Source organism: Roseovarius sp., assembly GCF_040219995.1.
Lineage (GTDB): Bacteria > Pseudomonadota > Alphaproteobacteria > Rhodobacterales > Rhodobacteraceae > Roseovarius.
This window is the reverse complement of sequence record NZ_JAVJUC010000024.1, coordinates 91,936-108,561: the sequence shown is the minus strand read 5'-3', so window position 1 is coordinate 108,561 and position 16,626 is coordinate 91,936. Positions and strand designations below refer to the sequence as shown.

Annotated in this window: 17 protein-coding genes; 14 read left to right on the top strand and 3 right to left on the bottom strand. The window is 63.7% G+C overall.

The genetic code is table 11. From position 1 onward, the window contains the following. Position 1 precedes the first annotated feature (1 nt). Genes RID11_RS12225 through RID11_RS12205 form a run of 5 tightly spaced genes read left to right on the top strand, consistent with a single transcriptional unit; the run spans position 2 to position 3,895 of the window. The gene (locus tag RID11_RS12225; RefSeq protein ID WP_350139466.1) at positions 2-619 is read left to right on the top strand and encodes a hypothetical protein; all 618 of its coding nucleotides are present in this window, start codon (positions 2-4) and stop codon (positions 617-619) included. Between the two features lie 22 nt (positions 620-641). Beyond that, the gene (locus RID11_RS12220) at positions 642-1,568 is read left to right on the top strand and encodes a branched-chain amino acid ABC transporter permease (RefSeq protein WP_350139464.1); all 927 of its coding nucleotides are present in this window, start codon (positions 642-644) and stop codon (positions 1,566-1,568) included. Next, positions 1,565-2,497, top strand: coding sequence for a branched-chain amino acid ABC transporter permease (locus RID11_RS12215; protein WP_350139462.1), 933 nt, complete (start codon positions 1,565-1,567; stop codon positions 2,495-2,497). The genes RID11_RS12220 and RID11_RS12215 overlap by 4 nt, the downstream gene beginning before the upstream one ends. Continuing rightward, the gene (locus RID11_RS12210) at positions 2,494-3,216 is read left to right on the top strand and encodes an ABC transporter ATP-binding protein (RefSeq protein WP_350139460.1); all 723 of its coding nucleotides are present in this window, start codon (positions 2,494-2,496) and stop codon (positions 3,214-3,216) included. The genes RID11_RS12215 and RID11_RS12210 overlap by 4 nt, the downstream gene beginning before the upstream one ends. Then, entirely contained in the window at positions 3,200-3,895 is a 696-nt protein-coding gene (locus tag RID11_RS12205) for an ABC transporter ATP-binding protein (protein WP_350139457.1), read from the top strand. The genes RID11_RS12210 and RID11_RS12205 overlap by 17 nt, the downstream gene beginning before the upstream one ends. Before the next feature lie 2 nt (positions 3,896-3,897). Here the strand turns inward: RID11_RS12205 and RID11_RS12200 are convergent, their stop codons facing one another. Then, positions 3,898-4,584: a rhomboid family intramembrane serine protease gene (locus tag RID11_RS12200; protein WP_350139455.1), complete on the bottom strand. Its 687-nt coding sequence runs from the start codon at positions 4,582-4,584 to the stop codon at positions 3,898-3,900. A 74-nt stretch (positions 4,585-4,658) separates the two neighbouring features. Here RID11_RS12200 and trpS point away from each other — a divergent pair, with 74 nt between their 5' ends. The 3 genes from trpS (at position 4,659) to RID11_RS12185 (ending at position 8,947) form a co-directional block, all read left to right on the top strand. After that, positions 4,659-5,687: a tryptophan--tRNA ligase gene (trpS, locus tag RID11_RS12195; RefSeq protein WP_350139452.1), complete on the top strand. Its 1,029-nt coding sequence runs from the start codon at positions 4,659-4,661 to the stop codon at positions 5,685-5,687. Between the two features lie 74 nt (positions 5,688-5,761). Then, entirely contained in the window at positions 5,762-6,820 is a 1,059-nt protein-coding gene (locus tag RID11_RS12190; RefSeq protein ID WP_350139449.1) for a GlxA family transcriptional regulator, read from the top strand. An 81-nt stretch (positions 6,821-6,901) separates the two neighbouring features. Then, on the top strand, positions 6,902-8,947 hold the full coding sequence (locus RID11_RS12185; RefSeq protein WP_350139446.1) for an FAD-dependent oxidoreductase: 2,046 nt from the start codon (positions 6,902-6,904) through the stop codon (positions 8,945-8,947). A 32-nt stretch (positions 8,948-8,979) separates the two neighbouring features. On the opposite strand, the gene RID11_RS12180 is transcribed toward RID11_RS12185, so the two are convergent. Continuing rightward, positions 8,980-9,714 (bottom strand): GntR family transcriptional regulator, encoded by a 735-nt coding sequence (locus RID11_RS12180; protein WP_350139443.1) that lies wholly within the window; start codon positions 9,712-9,714, stop codon positions 8,980-8,982. Positions 9,715-9,950: 236 nt separating this feature from the next. Here RID11_RS12180 and RID11_RS12175 point away from each other — a divergent pair, with 236 nt between their 5' ends. The 5 genes from RID11_RS12175 (at position 9,951) to RID11_RS12155 (ending at position 14,719) form a co-directional block, all read left to right on the top strand. Next, positions 9,951-10,934, top strand: a complete 984-nt coding sequence (locus RID11_RS12175; protein ID WP_350139440.1) for an ABC transporter ATP-binding protein — start codon at positions 9,951-9,953, stop codon at positions 10,932-10,934. 54 nt (positions 10,935-10,988) lie between these two features. Continuing rightward, the gene (locus RID11_RS12170; RefSeq protein ID WP_350139522.1) at positions 10,989-12,254 is read left to right on the top strand and encodes an ABC transporter substrate-binding protein; all 1,266 of its coding nucleotides are present in this window, start codon (positions 10,989-10,991) and stop codon (positions 12,252-12,254) included. 99 nt (positions 12,255-12,353) lie between these two features. Beyond that, positions 12,354-13,208 carry an ABC transporter permease gene (locus RID11_RS12165; protein WP_350139438.1) on the top strand — a complete coding sequence of 285 codons (855 nt, stop codon included), beginning with the start codon at positions 12,354-12,356 and terminating at the stop codon, positions 13,206-13,208. Positions 13,209-13,210: 2 nt separating this feature from the next. After that, entirely contained in the window at positions 13,211-14,047 is an 837-nt protein-coding gene (locus RID11_RS12160) for an ABC transporter permease (RefSeq protein ID WP_350139436.1), read from the top strand. Between the two features lie 3 nt (positions 14,048-14,050). Continuing rightward, complete coding sequence (locus tag RID11_RS12155) at positions 14,051-14,719, top strand: aspartate/glutamate racemase family protein (RefSeq protein WP_350139433.1); 669 nt, start codon at positions 14,051-14,053, stop codon at positions 14,717-14,719. Here RID11_RS12155 and RID11_RS12150 read toward each other — a convergent pair. After that, a complete protein-coding gene (locus RID11_RS12150; protein ID WP_350139431.1) occupies positions 14,706-15,305 on the bottom strand; it encodes a TetR/AcrR family transcriptional regulator in 600 nt (199 codons plus the stop codon). The two genes, RID11_RS12155 and RID11_RS12150, sit on opposite strands and share 14 nt — an antisense overlap. A 222-nt stretch (positions 15,306-15,527) precedes the next feature. Between RID11_RS12150 and RID11_RS12145 the strand changes: the two genes are divergently transcribed. After that, a complete protein-coding gene (locus tag RID11_RS12145; RefSeq protein WP_350139429.1) occupies positions 15,528-16,622 on the top strand; it encodes an efflux RND transporter periplasmic adaptor subunit in 1,095 nt (364 codons plus the stop codon). Positions 16,623-16,626: the final 4 nt, after the last annotated feature.

Genomic DNA, 16,626 nt, shown 5'->3' with positions numbered 1-16,626 from the left:
TATGGGGCCGGCGGCGCTTTGGCGGGGCATGCTGGCAGGGGCGATGTTGTTGCTGGCCGCCTGCGCGGCACCGCCCCCACCGCAACCCGAGGAGGTCAGCCGCCTTGCCGCCGCGATCCAAGGCCTTGGACCTGAGGTCGACCCCGAAGAGGCACAGCGCGCGGCCACCATGGCCTATCGGCACACCCATGATCTGGCGCTGGAATATAAGATCACCGATCCGCCCATCGTGCATAACACCAAGGTCAATATGGGGCTGAAACCGCGCGGGCTGTGCTGGCACTGGGCGCGCGACATGGAGGATCGGCTGAAGGCGGAAAACTTTCAGACGCTCGATCTGCATCGCGCGGTGGCCAATGCCGACAACTCCTTTCGGCTGGAGCACAGCACCGCGATCATCAGCGCCCGGGGCAACGCATATGACGCGGGCATCGTGCTCGACCCGTGGCGCAAGGGTGGGCGGCTGACCTGGGCAGGCGTACGCGAGGACACGGCCTATGACTGGCAACCGCGCGACGAGGTCGTGGCCCGCAAGCTGGAACGCAAGCACGGCCAGATCGTGACCCTGACCGACGATCAGCGCCTCCTCGTGGGCGGGGTGGAGTACGTAGCGCAATGACCCCTGACATCCGGACAGTCTGATGGATCTCGGCCCCTATCTCGTGCTCGCCACGCTGGAAGGCGCGGTGACGGCGGCGGTACTGGCGCTCACCGCGGTGGGGTTGAGCCTTGTGTTTGGCGTGATGCGGGTGGTCAATATCGCGCATGGCGAGTTCTTCATGCTGGGCGCGGTGTTGGCGTGGTGGGTAGCGACCAGCCTTGGCGGGCACCCGGCGCTTGGTTTCGGGGCCGCGCTGATCGCCGCGCCGCTGATCGTGGGCGCGCTGGCCATCGCCGCCGACATGACCATTCTCAAGCGACTGGGTTATGACCCGGAGCGGACCATCGTCGCCACCATCGGCCTGCTCTACATCATCCAGCAACTCACCCTCATGGGCTATGGCCCCGAGGCGCGCCCGGTCGAGGCACCGTTCAACACGCGGCTCGCGATCCCGTGGTTTGAGCATGGCCCGGAGGGCTGGCAGATGATCTGGCCCTGGGGGCTGGGCACCACCTCTTACAAGCTGGCGGTGATCGGCGCGGCGGTGCTGATCCTGTGTGGGGTTTGGGCAGTGATGGCGCGCTCGCGCCTTGGCCTCGTGATGCGCGCAACGCAGGCGGATCGTGATATGGCGCTGGCCTTCGGCATCCCGGTGGAGCGGGTTTACGCCATCACCTTCGGCCTCGGTGCGGGGCTGGCGGCGCTCGCCGCTGTGCTGATCGTGCCGATCCAGCAGGCGCATTACCTGATGGGGGCCGATCCGCTGCTGCTGTCGTTCATCGTGGTCATCATCGGCGGGTTGGGCAGCCTGCCCGGCACGGTGCTGGCCGCCGTGCTGATCGGGCTCAGCGACGGGATCATCTCGGTCTTCTTCTCGCCCACCCTGGCCAAGATCATTGCGACGCTGCTGGTCGCGCTGGTGCTGGTGTTCCGCCCGCAGGGTCTGTTTGGGAAACGCGCGGCATGAGGGCGCTGGCGCTGCATCTGGGGCTGTTGGCGGTACTGTTGACGCTGCATTTCGTGCTGCCCGCCTATCACCACGGCAACCTTGCACGGGTCATGGTGCTGGCGAGTTTCGCCATGGGATACAACATCCTCTTTGGCTATTCCGGGTTGCTCAGCCTCGGCCACGCGCTGTTCTTTGCGGCGGGCATGTATGGCATGGGGCTCTCGGTGCAGCATCTTGGGCTGAGCGCCGGGTCGGCAATGCTGATCGGAGTCCTAGCGGGCGCTGTGGTCTCGGGTGCGCTGGCGCTTCTGGCGCTGCGCACCAGCGGCGTGGCCTTCATGATCGTCACGCTGATGTTCGCGCAGGCGGGATACCTGACGATCCTGCACTTTTCCGAATGGACGCGCGGCGATGAAGGCTTCGTGCTGGCGCAGGCGGGGCGGATGTTCTGGGGGGTCGATCTGAGCGATCCAAACGCCCGCTACCTCGCGGCGCTGATGTTATTCGGCATTTGCCTCATGCTCAGCCTCTGGCTGGTGCGCGCACCCTTTGGCCGGGTGCTGGTGGCGATCCGCGAGAATGAGGAGCGGGTGCGCATGCTGGGCTACGACACCTTCGCACATAAACTTGCCGCACTGATAATCTCGGGCACGATGGCGGCGGCGGCGGGGGCCGCTTACGGCATCCTGTTTGGTTACGTCGGGGCCAGTTTTGCCGCCGTGCAGTATTCGATCCTGCCGCTGCTTTATGTGCTCTTGGGAGGCGCGGGCACGGTGCTTGGCCCCTTCATCGGCACGCTCTTTATGTTCTACCTGATTGACCTGAGTTCCGGCATCACCACCGCCTATATGCTGATCGCGGGTATCGCCCTCGTCCTGCTCACGCTCTTCGCACCGCAGGGGATCATGGGCGAGCTGCGCCGCAGGCTGTGGAAAGGGCTGCCGTGATGCTTCTGTCGGTGCGCGGTCTCTCCAAGCGGTTCGACGGGCTGCACGCGGTCGAGGGTGTCGATCTCGACCTGCCCGAGGGCGAGATCCGCGCGTTGATCGGCCCCAATGGAGCGGGCAAGACGACGCTGGTCGGTATGATCGCCGGGCGCATCGCGGCGAGTGCCGGACGCGTGATCTTTGACGGCGCGGATATCACCCGTCTGCCCGCGCATCGCCGCATCGCGCGCGGCATGGCCTATACGTTCCAGATCACCTCGGTGTTTGCGCGGCTCAGCGTGGCCGAGAATGTGGGCCTTGCCGCGCGCCGTCACCTGCATGGAGCCACGGCGCGCAAGGCGGTGGCAGAGGCACTTGCGCGCGTGGGCCTGTCCGAGCGCGCAGGGCAGGAGGCGGGCGATCTGGCCTATGGCCATCAGCGCCTGCTGGAACTGGCGATGGGGATCGTTCAACGCCCCCGCCTGCTGATCCTTGACGAGCCGACGCAGGGCCTCTCGGAGGGCGAGATCGAGGCGTTTCAGAGCCTGATCCGCGATCTGGCGCAGGAGACGACAATCCTGCTGATCGAGCACAACATGCGCGTGGTGATGGCGCTTGCCGACCGGATTACCGTGCTCGACGGGGGGCGTGTACTGGCCGAGGGCACGCCTGAGGAAATCCATGCCAATGCCGCCGTTCAGGCGGCCTATCTGGGGGGCGGCGATGCTGCGGCTGGATAGGATCGGGGCAGGCTATGGCCGTGCGCAGGTGCTGCACGAGGTGTCATTAGAGGTGGCCCCGGGCGAGATCCTGTGCCTGCTTGGGCGTAACGGTGCGGGCAAGACGACGCTGATGCGCGCGATCATGGGCCTTGTGCCGCTGATGTCGGGCGCGGTGCGGTTGGGGGAAGTGACGCTGAGCGATCTGCCGCCGCACGAGGTGCCGCGCGCGGGCGTGGGATACGTGCCGCAGGGGCGCAGGCTGTTTTCGGGTCTGAGCGTGGCGCAGAACCTTGAAATCGGGTTGATGGCAGGCGCGCAGGGTATGGCCACGCGCGAGGAGGTGCTCGACCTATTCCCGCGCCTGCGCGACCGGATGGGACAGGCGGCGCAGACGCTTTCGGGCGGGGAACAGCAGATGCTCGCCATGGCGCGGGCGCTTTGCCTCGCGCCGCGCGTGCTCCTGCTCGATGAGCCGACGGAGGGCTTGCAACCCTCGATGATCGACGCCATCCGCGAGGTCATCACCGCCATGCGCGCGCGCGGCGTCGCGGTCTTGCTGGTGGAACAGCGCCTCCACGCGGTCTTGTCGGTGGCAGACCGCGTCGCGTTTCTGGAGGATGGCAGAAACGGCCCGGTGATCCCCGCGGAAACACTGCGCGCGGATCGCTCGCTTGCGGATCGTTACCTTGGTGTCTGACGTCAATCGTGCCGGATGCGCGCGCGCAGTTTGGCAAAACCGCCGGGGCTGAGCACGAAGGAGGCAAGAAAGCCCACGACAAAACCGCTGACATCGGCCACCCATGTGGCACTCGCGCCAAACAGCAGGCCAAAGATCAGTTGCAGCCCCATCAACACGCCAATGAGCGTAAAGGCCCGCGCCTGATTGCTGCCCAACTGCCCCAGCCGCAGCCACATGATATAGGTGAAGCCGCCGATCAGGCCGTAGACCCCGGGAAACGCCCCTATGAGCCAAGGCCGATCCTGCACCACAAGGCCGAAGACCAGCGCACCGCCGACCGTGCTTACCACGAACAGCACCAGCACCGCCCAATGACGGAACACCTCGCTCACGAATTTGCCCATGGCCAGCAGCAGCACCCCGGCAAAGAGGGCATGGGTGAAACTGCCATGCACGAAGGCATAGGTCACGAAGCGCCGCAGATGTTCCGTGGGCCAGACGTTGTTCTGCATCATCCATGTCAGGATATCGCCGTTGAACCCGTAATCCTCGATCGCGCCCGCGCGCCAGCCGATCGCCTCGGGACCGCCGATCATGCCGCGCTCGCCGAGCGAAAACATCGCCTCGACCCCGATGATCACCAGAAACAGCGCGATCACGAAGGGCGGCACCGGGTTGAGCGGGCTGGGGCGCTGCGGGTCTTGCATTGCGGCTCTCCTTGACGGGGCAATGGCGCATGGGTAAGCGAGGCGGGCAAAGAAATCCACCACGGAGTTGAGCCATGACCGAGGCGGCCTTTACCCCCCGCGTGTTTTCGGGAATCCAGCCCTCGGGCAACCTGCATCTGGGCAATTACCTTGGCGCGCTCAAACGCTTTGCCGACGCGCAGAACCAGGGGGTTCAGACGCTCTATTGCATGGTCGATCTGCACGCCATCACCGTCTGGCAAGAGCCCGCCGACCTGCGCCACGCGACCCGCGAACTGGCCGCCGGGTTCATCGCCTCGGGCCTCGATCCGGCACGCTCGATCCTGTTCAATCAGAGCCAGGTGGCAGAGCACACGCAACTGGCCTGGGTGTTCAACTGCGTGGCGCGGATGGGCTGGATGCAACGCATGACGCAATTCAAGGACAAGGCGGGCAAGAACGCGCAGAACGCCTCGCTTGGCCTTTTTGCCTATCCGGCGCTGATGGCGGCCGACATCCTCGCCTATCACGCCACCCATGTGCCGGTGGGCGAGGACCAAAAACAGCACCTCGAACTCACGCGCGACATCGCGATAAAGTTCAACAACGATTTCGGCGTTGATTTCTTTCCCATCACCGAGCCGGTGATCGAGGGTGCGGCAACCCGTGTCATGTCCCTGCGCGACGGATCGAAGAAGATGTCGAAATCCGACCAATCCGACATGAGCCGGATCAACCTGACCGACGATGCCGATGCCATCGCCAAGAAAATCCGCAAGGCCAAGACCGACCCAGAACCGCTCCCGCTTGATGCCAAAAGGCTGGAGGACCGTCCCGAGGCGCGCAACCTGATCAATATCTACGCAGCACTTGCAGATATGAGTGTAGATCAGGTGATGGCCGAGGCGGGCGGCAAGCCGTTTTCCGAGTTCAAGCCGATGCTGGCCGATTTGGCGGTCGAGAAGATCGCGCCGATCTCGACCGAGATGTCGCGGCTGATGCAGGACGTGACCGAGATCGACCGCATTCTCGCCGACGGGGCGGATCGCGCCCGCGACATCGCCGCACCAATCCTGCGCCAGACCTACGAGATCATGGGCATGGTCGGCCCGCGCGAGGTCTGATCCGTCGCATCTTGCCGGGGGGCCGCGCCTCTGCTTAGCTGTCGTGGCACAGCCGTGACAGCGAGGGTGGACCGATGACAGGCACACGCGACAGTTCTCACCTGACCGAAGAACGCCCCGCCGTGATCCCGGCGGGGGCCGCCTATTGCGCCGTCGATATCGACCGGCCGTCCCGGCATTTCGCTTTCCTTCTGCTGCCCGACTTTACCCTTCTGGCGTTCAGCGCCGCGCTCGACCCGCTGCGCATCGCCAACCAACTGGCGCAGCGCCCGCTCTATCGCTGGACGGTATGTTCGCAGGATGGCGCGCCGGTCAGCAGTTCCTGCGGCATGTCGGTCAATGTCGATCAGCCGCTGGCGCGCTTTGCCCGCGATACCGATCTGGTGGTCTGTGGCGGCACCGTGCGGCCCGGCGGCTCACATCCCGGCGCACGCGCGATCCTGCGCGAGCATGTCCGGTTCGGCGGGCGCGTTGGCGGTATCTGCACCGGGGCCATCGCATTGGCCGAAGCCGGGTTGCTGGAGGGGCGCAAGGCGACGCTGCACTGGGAAAACCAACCCGCCTTTCGAGAGCAGTTCCCGCAGGTCGAGATCACCACGAACACCTACGAGCTTGATGGCGGTATTTTCACCTGTGGCGGGGGTGTCGGCGCGACCGACATGATGCTCTTGCGCATCGAAGAGGATTACGGCCCGTCCTTTGCCGATGTGGTGGCAGACATGTGCCTCTACGGGCAGCGCCGGGGCGAGCGCACGCAACAGCGCGCTTCGGTCAGCAGTGCCATCGACAGCCGCAATCCCCTGCTGGTGCGCGCGATCAAGGCGATGCAGGCGAATATCGAAACGCCGCCCGGCATGGACGATCTGGCAGCAGCGGCCGGGTGTTCTCGACGCCAGATGGAACGCCTGTTCATGAAATATTGCGGCAAGACACCGTATCGCTTCTTTCGCGACCTGCGACTGGATCACGCCCGCGGCCTGCTGCGCGAGACCGATCTGAGCGTTTCGGAGATCGCCGTCGCCTCGGGATTTGCCTCGCAGGTGGTGTTCATCAAGAGCTTCCGGGGCCGGTTCGGCCATGCGCCGGGGCGGTTTCGTAGCGGCAAAGCGGCGCCCCAGCGGGCCACGCCTTGAGCCAATAGAAACCGGGGCTTGACAGCAACACGCACCTGACCAAAGGCTGGATCGCGATCCCGGCCAAACGGAGCCAGCCCCATGTCCAACGATCCCCTCCTTCAGCCCTACCAGCTCAAGCATCTGACCCTGCGCAACCGGATCATGACCACCAGCCATGAACCGGCTTATCCCGAGGACGGGATGCCCAAGGAACGCTATGCCGCCTATCACGCCGAGCGCGCCCGCGCGGGCGTGGCCTTGGCAATGACCGCCGGGTCGGCGGCGGTCTCCAAAGACAGCCCGCCGGTCTTCAACAACGTCCTCGCCTACAAAGACGAGGTGGTGCCGTGGATCAGACAACTGACCGATGCCTGCCACGACCATGGCTGCGCGGTGATGATCCAGCTGACCCATCTTGGCCGCCGCACCGTCTGGTCCAAGGGCGATTGGCTGCCGTCGCTGTCATCCTCGAAACACCGTGAACCCGCGCACAGGGCCTTTCCCAAGCTGGCCGAGGATTGGGATATCGAGCGGATCATCACCGATTTCGCCGATGCCACCGAACGGATGAAAGCGGGCGGCATGGACGGGATCGAATTGCAGGTCTACGGACACCTGCTCGATCAGTTCTGGTCCCCGCTGACCAATGATCTGGACGGCCCCTATGGCGGGCACGACCTCGACAGTCGGATGAAGCTCTTGATGGACGTGCTGCGCGGTATCCGCAAACGCGTGGGCGATGAGTTCATCGTCGGCCTGCGCTACACGGCGGATGAGGCAGAGGCGGGCGGTATCACCCCCGAGGAAGGGCTGGAGATTTCCAAAAAGCTGGCCGATTGCGGCATGGTCGATTTCCTCAACGTGATCCGCGGGCGCGTCCATACCGACCCGGCAATGACCGATGTGATCCCGGTGCAGGGCATGAAAAACGCGCCCCACCTCGATTTCGCAGGCGCGGTCAGGGCGGCCACCGGCATGCCCACCTTCCACGCCGCCAAGATCCCCGACGTGGCGACCGCCCGGCATGCGGTGCAGGCCGGGCTCTTGGACATGGTCGGCATGACCCGCGCCCATATGGCCGATCCGCATATCGTGAAAAAGATCATCGAAGGGCGCGAGGACGACATCCGCCCCTGCGTGGGCGCCACATTCTGTCTGGATCGCATCTATGCCGCCGGTGAGGCGCTCTGCATTCACAACGCCGCCACGGGCCGCGAACTGACCATGCCGCATGAGATCACGTCGGCCCCCGAGCGCAAGAACATCGTCATCGTCGGTGCTGGCCCCGCCGGGCTAGAGGCCGCGCGCGTTGCCGCAGAGCGCGGACATGACGTGACGGTGTTCGAGGCCCAGCCCGACCCCGGCGGACAGGTGCGGCTGACCGCGCAGAACCCGCGCCGCCGCGAGATGATCAGCATCATTGACTGGCGCATGGCGCAATGCGCCGCGCGCGACGTGGCCTTTCACTTCAACACATGGGCCGAGGCGGGGGATATAACTGCACTCTCCCCGGATATCGTCATCGTTGCAACGGGCGGTCTGCCCAATGTCGAACTCTTCGAAAGCGGCAGGGAACAGGACCTTGTCACCACAACATGGGACATCATCGCGGGCGACGTGAAGCCGGGGCAAAATGTGCTGATCTATGACGAAAGCGGCGATCACCCCGGCCTGATGGCTGCCGAGATCGCCGCCAATGCCGGTGCAAGCGTCGAGGTGATGACCCCCGACCGCACCTTTGCCCCCGATATCATGGGGATGAATCTGGTGCCCTATATGCGTGCATTGCAGGACAAGGACGTGACCTTTACCGTCACCCGCCGCCTGCTCGACGTGACGCGCGACGGTAACCGCCTCAAGGCCACGATCGGCACCGATTACAGCGACTTCACCTCAGAGAAGACCTACGATCAGGTGGTGGTGAACTACGGCACCCTGCCGATGGATGACCTCTATTTCGAGCTGAAGCCATTGTCCTCAAACGTCGGCGAGGTGGACTATGATGCCTTGATCGCAGGTCAGCCGCAGGCCGTGACGCGCAACCCCGACGGCGCATTTCAGTTGTTCCGGATCGGCGACGCGGTCAGCGCACGCAACACACATGCCGCGATCTACGACGCATTGCGCCTGGTCAAGGATATCTGACACGGGATCGCGGGGCCGGGATCGGTGCGCAACTAACCTTTTTCTCCGGGCGAAGACGGCCCGAGGAGGATCTCGCCAAGGCTGATCTCACGCGGGGCGGGGTCGCGCAGATCAAGGGTCGTGACGATATCGACAAGGTGGTTTTTCATGAGTTCCTCGGCGTCATCCGCGTCGCCGCGTGAGAATGCGTCGAGTAGGGCGTGATGGGCGTGTTTCTCGCACATAGCACTCTGACGTTGCCAATAGAGGGCGATGATCAGCGACGAACGCGCGACCAACCGCTCGATGAAGCCCGCGATCGTGGCCTGATCCGCAATATGTGAAATCTCGATGTGGAATTGCCCGGACAAACGCAGGGCCTTGCCGTGTTCGGCGCGGGCCATGGCGTCATGCTCGGCCTCGATATGGGCATGCAGTCGGTCAAGATGGGCGCGCGTCATCCGCTCCGTCGCAGAGCGCGCCGTGCGCGGCTCAAGCAAGGCGCGGGCCTCGAACACCTCGCGCGCCTCGCGGATCGTCGGCTTGGCGACAAAGGCCCCGCGATTGCGTTTCAACTCCACCAACCCATCATGCGAGAGCGCCTGAAGCGCGCTGCGCACAACGGTCCGCGACACGTCGAACACGTCGCTCAATTCGTCCTCACCCAGCTTCGTACCCGGCGCCAGTCGGTGCTCATGAATGGCCTGTGACAGCCGCGCGACGACCGCGGCACTCGGGCCGGTGATCGTCGGCTGGATAAACGGGGGGGATTCGCTGAGATGGTTCATGCAGGTCTCCTGCGCCAATCATGCGCCCCCGCGTGCACGCACACAATACCGCGTGGAATCACATCCCGTATTCAGATAAATTGTATACAATGATTGCGCACAATATTGCACCGTGCTGCGACGAACCTGCCCAAAATACCGGCATTTTATCGAATGCTCAGCGCTGCGTCGCGGATTCCGTTGCGAGATTCGATCCCGTTCGCCGCAGTTGAACCATGCCGATAACGGGATGCCAGATGACAAACGCCGCCGATCTAGAATTCGTTTCCCTGACCAAACGCTACAGTAACACCGTCGCGGTCGATGCGATCTCGCATCACTTCAAGGCGGGTACATATGCCTGCCTTTTGGGGCCGTCGGGCTGTGGCAAGTCCTCGACCCTGCGGATGATCGCAGGTCACGAGGACGTCAGTGACGGGGCCATCGTCCTGTCGGGGCGCGACATATCCCATCTGCCGCCCGCGCGGCGCGGCACGGCGATGATGTTTCAAAGCTATGCGCTCTTTCCGCATCTCAATGTGCGCGACAACGTGGCGTTCAGCCTGCGCATGGCAGGGCAGGACAAGGCCACGCGCCTTGCCCGAGCGGATGAAATGCTCGACCTCGTCGAGATGACGCAATACGCGGACCGCAAGCCCGATCAGTTGTCCGGCGGGCAGCAGCAGCGCGTGGCCCTTGCACGGGCGCTCATCACCCGACCGCAGGTCTTACTGCTGGATGAACCGCTCTCGGCGCTCGACCCGTTCCTGCGCATCCGTATGCGGACGGAGCTGAAACGGTTGCAACGCGACCTCGGCATCAGCTTCATTCATGTCACCCACGGGCAGGATGAGGCATTGGCCCTCGCCGACGAGATCATCGTGATGAACGACGCGCGCATCGAGCAGGCGGGCCCCGCGCGCGAGGTGTTCAACGCTCCGCGCACCGCCTTTGTCGCGCGGTTCATGGGCGGGCACAACGTGCTGCACCTGCCACAGGGAAGGATCGCCCTGCGCTCTGACGTCATGTCCGTCACCTCGCCCGAGGCTGGGCGGATCGACGGTCGCATTACCGGTATCGAATACCAGGGCACGCATGTCGCGCTCATTTCCGTGGTCGCGGGCGACCAGGAGGTGACGGCGCTTTTGCCCGAGAGCGAATTTTTCCGAACCCCCCGGGAACTGGGCGATGTGATCGGACTGGGATGGGACGACCGGGCCGCGCATCCGATTTCCGCCTGAGACGTGAAGAGCCAAGCCAAACGACCACAACAGAGAGGACCGACCATGACAACGATCTGCAAGACCCGCTACAGCCGCCGTGCGCTACTCAAATCAGGGGGGGCAGCACTTGCCGCCTCAGCCCTGCCCGCCCCAATGGTCTGGGGTCAGGAAGGCAAGGATATCACGCTGCGCCAGTTCGGCACCGGGGTGTCCAATCTCAACGAGGTGGCAACCAAGGTGAAGGAGGATCTGGGCATCACGCTCGAGATGACCGCGCTTGATACTGACAGCGTGACGCAGCGCGCCGCCACCCAGCCCGACAGCTTCGACATCGCCGATATCGAGTATTTCGTCTGTAGAAAGGTCTGGCCGACCGGCAACCTTCAGGCGATGGATGCCGGCCGGATCGAGAATTACGACAAGATCGTCGGTATTTTCCGCGACGGCAAGCTAACCCCCGAAAGCGAGATCGCCCAAGGCACCGCGCCGCATACCGTGGGCTTTGTCGAAGGGCCGGGCGGCACCGATTTCGTGGATACCGAAAGCGGCTGGATGACGCTGATCCCGACGATCTACAACGCCGATACGCTCGGCATCCGCCCCGATCTGATCGGGCGTCCGATCGAAAGCTGGACCGAGCTGCTGAGCCCCGAGTTCAAGGGCAAGGCGTCGATCCTCGACATATCCTCGATCGGAATCATGGACATGGCGATGGTCTGCGAGGCGATGGGCGAGATCACCTATGGCAACAAGGGCAACATGACCGTCGAGGAGATCGACAAGACCATCGCGATCTTTACCGAAGCCAAGAAAGCGGGCCAGTTCCGCGCGTTCTGGAAGACCTTTGACGAGAGCGTGAACCTGATGGCGAGCGGAGAGGTGGTGATCCAGTCGATGTGGTCGCCAGCCATCACCGCTGTGCGTTCGCGCGATATTCCTTGCGTCTACCAGCCGCTGAAAGAGGGCTATCGTTCATGGGGCGGCGGCATCGGGCTGTCGGCGTCGCTCTCGGGAATGGAGCTGGATGCGGCCTATGAGTACATCAACTGGTATCTCAGCGGCTGGGTCGGCGGATTCCTGATGCGGCAGGGGTATTACTCGGCGGTGCCCGAGACCTCCAAGGCGTTCATGAGCGAGAACGAGTGGGGCTACTGGTTCGAGGGCAAGGAAAGCACTGATGTGATCACCTCGCCCTTCGGTGACGAGCTTGCCGGTGTGGGTGAAATCCGTGATGGCGGGTCTTTCTACGACCGGATGGGCGCGGTGGCCTGCTGGAATTCGGTGATGGATGAAAACCAGTACATGGTGCGCAAGTGGAATGAATTCATTGCCGCCTGAATGAGGCATCGGATCGCCTGTGGCGATCCGAGCAACTGGGGGGCGTTCCGCCCCCCAGACCCCCGGAAAGTATTTTTTACATAAAGAAGAGGCTGCCGGGTGCTGCGAAATCGAAACCTTATCGGGTGGCTGCAAGCAGCCCCGCTGGCGACCGTGCTTTTGGGCTTTCTCGTGGCCCCGATTGCGATGATCGTGATCGTCAGCTTCTGGGGCGCGACCGAGTATTCGATCTATCCGGCCTTTCAATTCGATAATTACCAGTTCCTGTTCAGTTCTCCAGTCACCTACACGGTGTTTTTCAACACGCTCAAATATGCCGTGATTACCTGGGCCTTCACCCTCGTCATCGGCTTTACCGTGGCCTATTTCCTGGCCTTCGAGGTACGCAGCCTGAAATGGCAAATCGCGCTTTTCCTGCTCTGCACGATCCCATTCTGGACCTCGAACATCATTCGCATGATCAGCTGGATTCCGTTTCTCGGCCGTAACGGGATCGCGAATTCGACGCTGATCAGCTGGGGTGTCATCGATGAGCCGCTGGAATGGCTTTTGTTCTCGGACTTCTCGGTGATCCTCGCCTTCGTGCATCTCTACACGCTGTTCATGGTGGTGCCGATCTTCAACTCGATGATGCGGATCGACAGGTCATTGATCGAAGCCGCGCGCGATTGCGGGGCGAGCGGGCTGCAGACGCTGTGGAACGTGATCGTACCGCTTTGCAAGCCGGGGATCATGATCGGCACGATCTTTGTCACAACGCTGGTGATGGGGGATTTCATCACCGTACGGTTCATGTCCGGCTCGCAGCGCGCCAATGTCGGGCGGCTCATCTCGAACGATATCAGCCTGCTGCAATACCCCTCCGCGGCGGCCACGGCGGTCGTGCTGCTCTGTTCGGTACTGATCGTGATCGCCGTGCTGTTGCGGCTGGTCGATATCCGAAAGGAATTGTGAGCATGGAACGACGCAGCCGGAGTTTTTACCTGCTGGCCGGTTTCTTCGGGCTGTTCGTGCTGTTTCTCTACGGCCCCATCGTGACCATCGGCATCCTGAGTTTCCAGGGGCCGCAGGGCGGGCTGACCTTTCCGATGAACGGCGTCTCATTGCACTGGTTCCGGGACCTGTTCGAAGAACAGGCCGTGGGTGACATCTGGGGCAGTTTCCGCCGGTCATTTGCACTCGGGCTGATGGTGATGGTGACGACGGTGGTGGTGTCGGTTCTGGCGGGGCTGGCGTTCCGCAAACGCTTTGCAGGCGCGACGGTGCTGTTTTACCTGAGCATCGCCTCGCTGGTGATCCCGTCGATTCTGATCTCTCTCGGGGTCGGGCTGATCTTCAATCAACTGGGGTTCAAGGTGCATTGGGTCACCTCCGGTTTTGGCAGTCAGCTGACATGGACCCTGCCCTTTGGCCTGTTGATCATGTTCGCGGTCTTCAACCGGTTCGACCAGAGCTATGAAGAGGCCGCGCGCGATCAGGGTGCGAGCCCGTGGCAGACCTTTGCGCATGTCATCCTGCCGATCATCGCGCCGTCGCTATTGGGGGTCGCGCTGTTCGGCTTCACCCTGAGCTATGACGAATTCGCCCGCACCCTGCTCACGGCGGGCAGCTACAACACGCTGCCGCTGGAAATCTTCGGCATGACCACCAATGTCACCACCCCTGTGATCTTTGCGCTCGGCACGCTGACGACGCTGTTTTCACTGGCGGTGATCGGCGTCTTCTTTCTGACGGTCTGGCTTCTGTCACGCCGGCGCAAGCGCCCGTCGGACGCGGGCAAGGGGATGGTCTGACCGGTGGCCGTGATCCTCATCAACCCCAACAGCACCGAGGCCATGACCCGAAGCGCGCTGACCGCCGCGCGGCTGGCCGCCCCCGATCTGGAATTCGAGGGCTGGACCTCTGCCCAAGGGCCGGCCGTGATCGAGGGCGAGGCCGATGGCGCGCGCGCAGTGCCGCCCCTGCTGACGCTGATCCGGAAGGCGTCCGATAGCGGGGCCGAGGCGATCATCATCGCCTGTTTCGACGATACCGGCCTCAGCGAGGCGCGCCGTATCGCCACCTGTCCGGTGATCGGGATCGGGCAGGCGAGTTTCGCGCTCGCAGGCCTCTTGTCGGATCAGGCGGCGGTGATCACCACGGTCGAGGCCGCCGTGCCGGTGATCACCCGCAACATCGCGCAGCATGGATATAGCGCAACCATCCCGCAGGTTCTCGCCGCCGACACCCCCGTTCTGATGCTGGAGGAAGAGCCCGCCCGCGCCGCCGCGTATTTCGCGCGCACATCGACACGCGTTACACCCGGTACGACGCTGGCCATACTGGGATGCGCCGGAGCCGTGACGATCATTGGCGCGGTGGCCAAGGCGGTGCCCTTTCCCGTTATCGACGGGGTCACGGCGGCGGCGCAATTGTGCCGCGTGCTGGTCGCGGCGTCGAAACGGAGCGCACTCAACGCGTCATGACACCGCCGAGAAAAACACGAATGGCCAGACGCGTTCGGGCGGCAAAACCTTCGGGCGAGGCCAGCCTTGCAGGATCGAGAAGCGATTCCAGCGGCCACGGGCGCAGCATGTCGAGCAAAAGCGCGGCGGCCTGCCCGGTGTCGTCCAGGGCGATCTCCGCGCGTGCGACCCCGCGATCCAACTCTTCGGTCACAATGCGCAGATCCCGCTGCATCAGCCGGTCGACCAGATCACGCCCGATCTCGGGACAGGCAGGAACTTGGGCCATGAAGGTCCGCAGAATTTCCAGCGGCAGGCCATAGCCCTGATGGCGGGCATTGCGGGACATCAGCCGGGTCAGTCGTTCGGCAATCGGCATGGCAGTTTCAGACGCAGACAAGGGCTGAATGAATTGCTCCGCGACCTTGTCCATATAAGCGCGCAAGAGCGTGGTCCGGCTGGGAAAGACATCGTAGAGCGTGCGCTTTGACATGCCCGCATGGCGCGCGATGGCCTGCATCGTCGCCCCGTCTAGCCCGGCCTCCGAATGCAGTTCTTCGAGCGCAGCAAAGATCAAATCGCGCCGTGCCTCGGGTGAGAGCGTCACCGGACGCCCGCGCCGGCCCGGATCATATAGCCCGATTTGCGGGCGCTTTGTCGGTATCGACCCCATTCATCCCCGCACAGTCATTGTGCGCCCCCAATTGCGCGCTTGCCATTTCCAAACGCGTCATATTTATAAAACCCAAGAGTTTTATAAATCAACGGACGCATGCGCGCCAATCCTTTATGCGTGAAAGGGCTTGTGATGGCTTATCTCCCCCGTTTCATGGCTGCACTCGCGGCCTGTGCCTGCCTGATGCCAGCGGCCCTGACGGCACAGCAGGGGCAAAGCCCTGCGCCGGTGACCGTGGTCACGGTCGAGCCGCAGGACGTGACATTGACCTCGCTCCTGCCCGGGCGCGTCGCGGCCTCTGCCGAGGCCGAGGTACGCCCGCAGGTCAACGGCATCATCACCGAACGTCTGTTCGATGAAGGCGCGGACGTGTCCGAGGATGATCCGCTCTACCAGATCGACCGGGCGACCTATGAGGCGACCGTCCGACAGGCGCGCGCCAGCGTGGCACAGGCCGAGGCGCAGTTGCGCGCCGCCGAACGCGAGGCGAACCGGCTGGTCGAACTGCAATCGCGCAACGTGGCCAGCGAGCAGGCGCTCGATGAGGCGGTATCGGCGCGTGACAGCGCCGAGGCCGGGCTGGAACTGGCGCGCGCGCAACTCAACTCCGCCGAAATCGAGCTGTCGCGCACCACGATCCGTGCGCGCCTCTCGGGCCGGATCGGCCTGTCGCAGACCTCGCAGGGCGCGCTTGTGACCGCAAGCCAAGCGCAGCCGCTGGCGGTGATCCGCAATATCAACCCGGTCTATGTGGACGTCACCCAATCCGCCGCCGACCTGCTCCGCTGGCGGCGCGGCGAGACCGAAGAGGAGTTGCGCGGCGCGGATGCGACCGTGCGGCTGATCCTCGCCGACGGCTCGGACTATTCCGAAACCGGCCAACTCAAGGCCGCCGAGCCGAATGTCGATCCGCAGACCGGCGTGGTGACGCTGCGCATGCAGTTCGACAACCCCGATCTCCTGCTCCTGCCCGGTATGTATGTGCAGGTCGACATGCCTGTCGAGGTGGCCGAATCCGTCTACCTTGTTCCGCAGGAAGGCGTCGTGCGCGACCGGCGCGGGCGGCCCAACGCCTGGGTGGTGAACGAAGAGAACGTGATCGAGGAGCGCACGATCGGCATCGTGCAGGACCGTGGCAATCAATGGGTCGTGGACGAGGGCCTGAACCCCGGGGATCGCATCGTCGTCTCGGGCTTTCAGAAAACCTCTCCGGGGGCGACGGTCGCTCCCGAAGAACCCGCAGAGTAACCGG

Excerpts from the sequence above, each read along its gene's own strand:
- RID11_RS12225 (WP_350139466.1), top strand. The coding sequence starts at position 2 with ATGGGGCCGGCGGCGCTTTGGCGGGGCATGCTGGCAGGGGCGATGTTG.
- RID11_RS12220 (WP_350139464.1), top strand. The coding sequence starts at position 642 with ATGGATCTCGGCCCCTATCTCGTGCTCGCCACGCTGGAAGGCGCGGTG.
- RID11_RS12175 (WP_350139440.1), top strand. The coding sequence starts at position 9,951 with ATGACAAACGCCGCCGATCTAGAATTCGTTTCCCTGACCAAACGCTAC.
- RID11_RS12205 (WP_350139457.1), top strand. The coding sequence starts at position 3,200 with ATGCTGCGGCTGGATAGGATCGGGGCAGGCTATGGCCGTGCGCAGGTG.
- RID11_RS12145 (WP_350139429.1), top strand. The coding sequence starts at position 15,528 with ATGGCTGCACTCGCGGCCTGTGCCTGCCTGATGCCAGCGGCCCTGACG.
- RID11_RS12160 (WP_350139436.1), top strand. The coding sequence starts at position 13,211 with ATGGAACGACGCAGCCGGAGTTTTTACCTGCTGGCCGGTTTCTTCGGG.
- RID11_RS12200 (WP_350139455.1), bottom strand. The coding sequence starts at position 4,584 with ATGCAAGACCCGCAGCGCCCCAGCCCGCTCAACCCGGTGCCGCCCTTC.
- RID11_RS12215 (WP_350139462.1), top strand. The coding sequence starts at position 1,565 with ATGAGGGCGCTGGCGCTGCATCTGGGGCTGTTGGCGGTACTGTTGACG.
- RID11_RS12190 (WP_350139449.1), top strand. The coding sequence starts at position 5,762 with ATGACAGGCACACGCGACAGTTCTCACCTGACCGAAGAACGCCCCGCC.
- RID11_RS12180 (WP_350139443.1), bottom strand. The coding sequence starts at position 9,714 with ATGAACCATCTCAGCGAATCCCCCCCGTTTATCCAGCCGACGATCACC.
- trpS (WP_350139452.1), top strand. The coding sequence starts at position 4,659 with ATGACCGAGGCGGCCTTTACCCCCCGCGTGTTTTCGGGAATCCAGCCC.
- RID11_RS12185 (WP_350139446.1), top strand. The coding sequence starts at position 6,902 with ATGTCCAACGATCCCCTCCTTCAGCCCTACCAGCTCAAGCATCTGACC.